This window comes from Bradyrhizobium sp. SUTN9-2 (genome assembly GCF_003122645.1).
In the GTDB taxonomy this organism is placed as follows: domain Bacteria; phylum Pseudomonadota; class Alphaproteobacteria; order Rhizobiales; family Xanthobacteraceae; genus Bradyrhizobium; species Bradyrhizobium yuanmingense.
The window spans coordinates 7251104-7256028 of sequence record NZ_LAXE01000001.1 but is presented as its reverse complement, the minus strand read 5'-3'; the positions used below and the strand labels follow the sequence as shown (position 1 = coordinate 7256028).

Annotated in this window: 5 protein-coding genes; 1 reads left to right on the top strand and 4 read right to left on the bottom strand. The window is 56.6% G+C overall.

Going from position 1 to position 4925, the window contains the following annotated elements; translation table 11 throughout:
- Positions 1 to 135: 135 nt before the first annotated feature.
- Positions 136 to 1488 carry an ERF family protein gene (locus XF30_RS39660; RefSeq protein ID WP_244609065.1) on the bottom strand — a complete coding sequence of 451 codons (1353 nt, stop codon included), beginning with the start codon at positions 1486 to 1488 and terminating at the stop codon, positions 136 to 138.
- Entirely contained in the window at positions 1472 to 2299 is an 828-nt protein-coding gene (locus tag XF30_RS33585; protein ID WP_244609064.1) for a YqaJ viral recombinase family protein, read from the bottom strand. Before XF30_RS33585 ends, XF30_RS39660 begins: the two co-directional genes overlap by 17 nt.
- A gap of 30 nt (positions 2300 to 2329) precedes the next feature.
- Between XF30_RS33585 and XF30_RS33580 the strand changes: the two genes are divergently transcribed.
- Positions 2330 to 2614, top strand: a complete 285-nt coding sequence (locus XF30_RS33580; protein ID WP_349644184.1) for a helix-turn-helix domain-containing protein — start codon at positions 2330 to 2332, stop codon at positions 2612 to 2614.
- Between the two features lie 247 nt (positions 2615 to 2861).
- Here XF30_RS33580 and XF30_RS39870 read toward each other — a convergent pair whose 3' ends face one another.
- On the bottom strand, positions 2862 to 2996 hold the full coding sequence (locus XF30_RS39870) for a hypothetical protein (RefSeq protein WP_283811184.1): 135 nt from the start codon (positions 2994 to 2996) through the stop codon (positions 2862 to 2864).
- Positions 2997 to 3439: 443 nt separating this feature from the next.
- Positions 3440 to 4285 (bottom strand): metal-dependent phosphohydrolase, encoded by an 846-nt coding sequence (locus XF30_RS33570; protein WP_109145063.1) that lies wholly within the window; start codon positions 4283 to 4285, stop codon positions 3440 to 3442.
- Positions 4286 to 4925: the final 640 nt, after the last annotated feature.

Here is a 4925-nt window from a genome sequence, read left to right as displayed (position 1 = left end):
TAGCGATTTGCCGAGGCTGTATTGATCAGAAGGACGAGACGACGGGCTCGGTCCGTTGAAGGACGCAGGGATAAGACAGCAGATAACCCGTCAGGCGGATGTCCCGTCACATTTTGGCTCGCACAACATCCAGCCTCATTCTGCTCGGTCGACGGGATCACTCAGGCGTTGTGCGTCCGAGAGCGTACGTGTTTGGGGTGCAGCAACTCTAATTGGGTTGGCCAAATGGATGGGGCTTGCATCCCATAGCTCCTTGGCGATTGGCAATGGCGCGATTTGCACATTGGTCCACCAAGCTCTTTCATTTCCGTGACGATGCAGGGAATGGTGGTGGGATCGGCAAAGCGGCACAGTGAATTCGTCGCTGACTTTTCGTCCCAATGCGCGTGGTTGAGCGAACTTCAGGTGATGCGCATCTGTGGGGGTCTTCCGACAGATGAGACAACCTTGGCTGCGCACGAAAGCGAGGTGATCCTTGCTTCGCCGCCGAGACGGCTCTTTTGGGAAGGCGAGTCCGATCTGCTCTCCGGGTGAGGGGCGAGGGGGCGAATGAACGTCGCCGGATATTTCTGAGGAGGATTCCTCGCTTGAAGCGCTTTGGACCGCTGACAAGGAGAGGTGATCTTTGCGTCGTTGTGACGGCTCCTTTGAGAAGGCGAGTTCGACCTGCTCTCCGGGTGAGGGGCTAGGGAACGTATGAACGTCGCCGGCTGTCTCTAAAGGGGACTCCTCACTTGGAGTGCCTCGGACCGCTGCCACGGGCCACTCGTCATCTAAATAGATGTCGGAAAGCGCTATTTCCTCGAACCGTTTTTGGTAGGCGGTCTCAAGAATGCGGGCGTCGACCTCGACCAACGTATTCTTTAGAGGCAAGCTACGCTTGGCCCAGGCAAGCAGCCCTTCGCTGCCTTCCCGAAGAGCAAGCTCGCCCAAGAGCCGATTTAGGAGTCCGGTGGATGCCTCAGGCGGCAAGACAGGAGATCGGTTGAAAACATCCTTCGAGACCTTTCCCTTCAATCCTGGTGCGGTCTGCGGAGCGGTCGCAGCCGGCGTGCTTGTGGCGACATCGGGCGCGTCCAAATCGTCTTCCCCCGCTATGCCGACTAAAGCGAAGAGTGCGTACCGGCGAGCGTAGGTCAGAGCTGCTCCCATCCGATGCGGCGCTTCGACGTCCTTGCTGGCACAGACCGGCAAGTCGGACGATATCCACTCTCCCGACGCGTGGGCGAGTAGAGTGGTCAGGTGGATCTGTCCAGTAACCTGCTCGATCCGAGTAGTCTGGAGGGTAGCGATTTCCTGCTGGCTGAGCGCTTTGCGGACGATGTCCAGCCCGGAGGCGAGCGATGCATATCGAAATCTCCTGTCTTCCTCCCGTGGAAATGGTGATCGGATCGTTGCCTCAAGGGTCTTCTCTGGATTGATGAGATCGGCCTGAGCCTTCGCCAATGCGGCTGCGATCGCACCAATGCGTTCACTGGACTGATGCATGGGGGCCCTCCACCGCCTGAGTTTCGAAGCTTATCGCGCCTGACTTCGAGCGCTTTGCTCTGATGCCGTGGCCAACAGCCTCCTTCGCATCCTGCGGAACGAGCTTCTTCAGCTCGGACTTTGCAAGTTCATGTTCACCATGTGCTTCTCTCGTGCGGAGATAGGAAGCCGCCAGTTCTGCCCATGAATTTGAGGTCACCATGTCGACAATCTTAACTGCCTCCAGTCTGGGCCGCGGGGTCTCGATGTTAAACAGGGCGGGCGGCTCGCCGGTCTGCACGCAGCGCCAGAATTTCTTCTCCGCGGTCAGCAGAAGATGCTGGTACAGCGGATCGGCGTGGATCGCGATCTCTACCCACTTTCCGCCGCCAGTGATGATGGAAAGCACCGCTGAACGTGCCGCTACCACCCACATGTTATGCTGCAGCTGAGCCATATGCTTGTCGGCTGCCGCTTCTTCGGAAAAATTCCACGGCAGCATGAACTTGGCCTCGTACACCGCGCCGGTCTGTTGCACCCGGCCGTCTAACGTAGCGCCCATCCATTTGTGGACGGGATGCCGAACTTGCCGCTGCACATCATTCACTGTGTAGCCGCTCGTGCGCTCGTACCAGGACCGGTTGAGGTCTTCGGTGACGGTGCCCAGCTGCACGACCAAGTCGTTGCCGAGATCTTGAGGCAGGGCTTCACCGCGCTTTTCCCGCCACAGCCGCAGTAGCTTGTCGTGGTCGTCCCCCATAATGATGCGGGCGTCCGATCCGCCGATGCAGGAACGGCGATCGACTCTTAAGTTGGCAACTGCGTGGATCACTGTAATTCTCCGCCATCTGATTCAAATCTAATGATACTAAAAGTATCTATGGCCGGTCGAATGTCAATACTAAAAGTATCAATTCGCCAAGTAAAAGCTGCGCGTGCCCTGTTGGGTTGGTCACAAGACGATTTAGCAGCCTCCGCTGGCGTTTCGATTCCGACGATCAAGCGACTGGAAGCGTCCGACGACACACTTGGGGGGCGCGCCGAAACTTCTTCGAGAATTTTGCGGGCGTTACAGACCGCGGGAATAGAATTTATAGAACAAAACGGCGGGGGCCCTGGCGTCCGCCTGCGTAAGCCGATCCGATAATCCGACGAGTGCAGGCTCTAGATCGCCATCTATCTTGCCACGCTCATTGCCGGATGAATGCTTTGGCATTCGGAGGGCGCGGAGCAACATAGACCGCGCGTCACAGGCGACGCATGTCAGGTGCTCCGCGATTTCAATGCGCAGCCCAGCTGCCATCCCTTCTGAGCGACAATCCGGGCACTCTCTTCTGTTCAGCAGGCTAAGCGAGTCCGCCGCGCGCATTTCGAGCTCCTTAAGGCGTGCCGGGTCACATACCGAAGGACTGCTCAATTTGTCTTGCCAGCCCCAAGGCAGCTTCGCTATTGCGGCCACCTGACCAGTATTGCTCACAAAGCGCAAGAAACAGCAGCGCCAAAAGTGCAATGAAAACGCCCTTGGACATAGCAGACTTCTCCAAGAAGGGACTGCCGACCGAGCAGCTATGAAGTGAGTGCAACATCAGGTTCGAATCGCGGCTGCGACTTCTGCAATGACCGAAGGCTGTCAAGAAGATGTAACTTTTCTGTTGAGCTGTACGCGGTGCGACCGTCGCGCGACCGACCCAAATAAACTGACGAAGGCGAGAAGGCGGCTGCTGGGCTTCTCTCCACCCCCTTGATGTGACGGTTGCGTTAGAGCCGCCCAACGTCTCCGCAAAATGGCGTTTGGGACTCCGCGCATCACGCCAGAGCGGACTAGATTTGCAAGACCTGAGTTCTTTGCATTTGAACCCTAAGTCGACCACAGCAACATTCCGGTGTCCGCGACTGAACACAACAGGTTCGAGCGCGAGTGCGCAGCGACTGCATCCCGAACGAGACGCAGAACAATGGCAATAGCGTCGGCTCAGACTTGAGGGCCCGACAACCCGGGTTCACGCTCTGCTCGAAACACATTGCTGTAGAGGTTCGCTATCCATAGACGACCACTCGATGTGACGTTCAGATAGCGTATCGCCGTTTGGACTTGGGGCGCGACTATGCTCCAGTAGAACTGTGGATATTTGTAAACCACATCGGCCGGCGTTTCATATCCTAGCTTTTTGTTCAAGCCGATCTCTTCAAACTCATGGAATAGCGCGTTGGATTTTCTGAGGTAGTTGGGGTCTCCAAGCTGACCGATGAGATCGGCAGCACGCAACAGCATGCCCTCTTCTTCCATCAATTCGTCGTTAGAGGAAGCCGCATAGGGAACGCGCGTAAACTCTATTGCTCTGGCAATCCGTGCGGCATCGATGTCCTCGATTCCATCAAAACGCTCCAATACGAACAGTTTTGATCGATCAACATGATAGGGTGCTAGCGCGGCGTCGGACGCGCCCCGTGGCAGGTTGATTGTCCGACCAGTCGAGTCGATGACGTAGGAAACATCGGAATCTCCCTCGACAATCCCACGAACATATCCGATGTCATGAGTCAGGCAGCCCAAGATGAAGTTCGCGTAGTCCGCAGCCGTCGTCGCCCGCACCAGAGTCCGTCCCATTAGGATATCGTGTCCCGCCTGGGTCACCAGCATTGTATGCTCAATATCATGGTAGAGCGCGTCGCTGTTGCCGATGCATTCCAAAGCGAGCCGGGCCGCAAACGGGAGGACTTCCGTCAAGCGGCTGTGTGAGCTTCCAAACCTGTCGCGTGTATCCGCAGTTAGAAAGGACGAGAGGCTATGAGCCAGCAATTCGGGAATGGTGATCATTTCTAACCCCCGCTCAAGTGTCTTAAGCTGATGCCCTATTCAAGTCCGCCTGATCGCTCGGGAGCTCCGATCGCCGTTCGCAACTTCGGCTACCGGAGTGTGGAGCCGATAGTGACGCGCAACGTTCTGGTCGTGAGCCAATTCGAAACATCCTGCAAACCCCAGGACCAAGCCTTTCGCGCCACCATTGCAAAGCGACCATCGGGTTTGCCATATAGAACCTCGCTCATCGTTCATCGTGATCGATCGCAAGGCACCGACAGCTGGATGGCTCACCCGCCTTGGAACGAATAGCCGACTTAGAGTAATCCGCCTTCCCTGGCGGGTGGCAAAATGTAATACACTAGGCATGCCTCGAGTCTGCGGGCGAGCATACGGATTGTTACTGGTCGTTCCAATTTGTCCTTCGTTGATTTGGATCAAGTTCAAGTCGGTGGAGAAGCGAGCTATCTTAGGCCACCGCGCTACTCTGTGGCGTGTGATGCGACTTTTGAGATCCGGGAGGACAGGTGGCATCGGTCAACGCTCTTTTGAGTTCCCTCGCCAGCTTACTCGCCCGGTCAAGAGCCGAAGTCCTGAGTTCCGAGTGACATTGTCATTTGGGATGGCAAGAATGGTCTGCTACTGGTTCTGAGCGGAT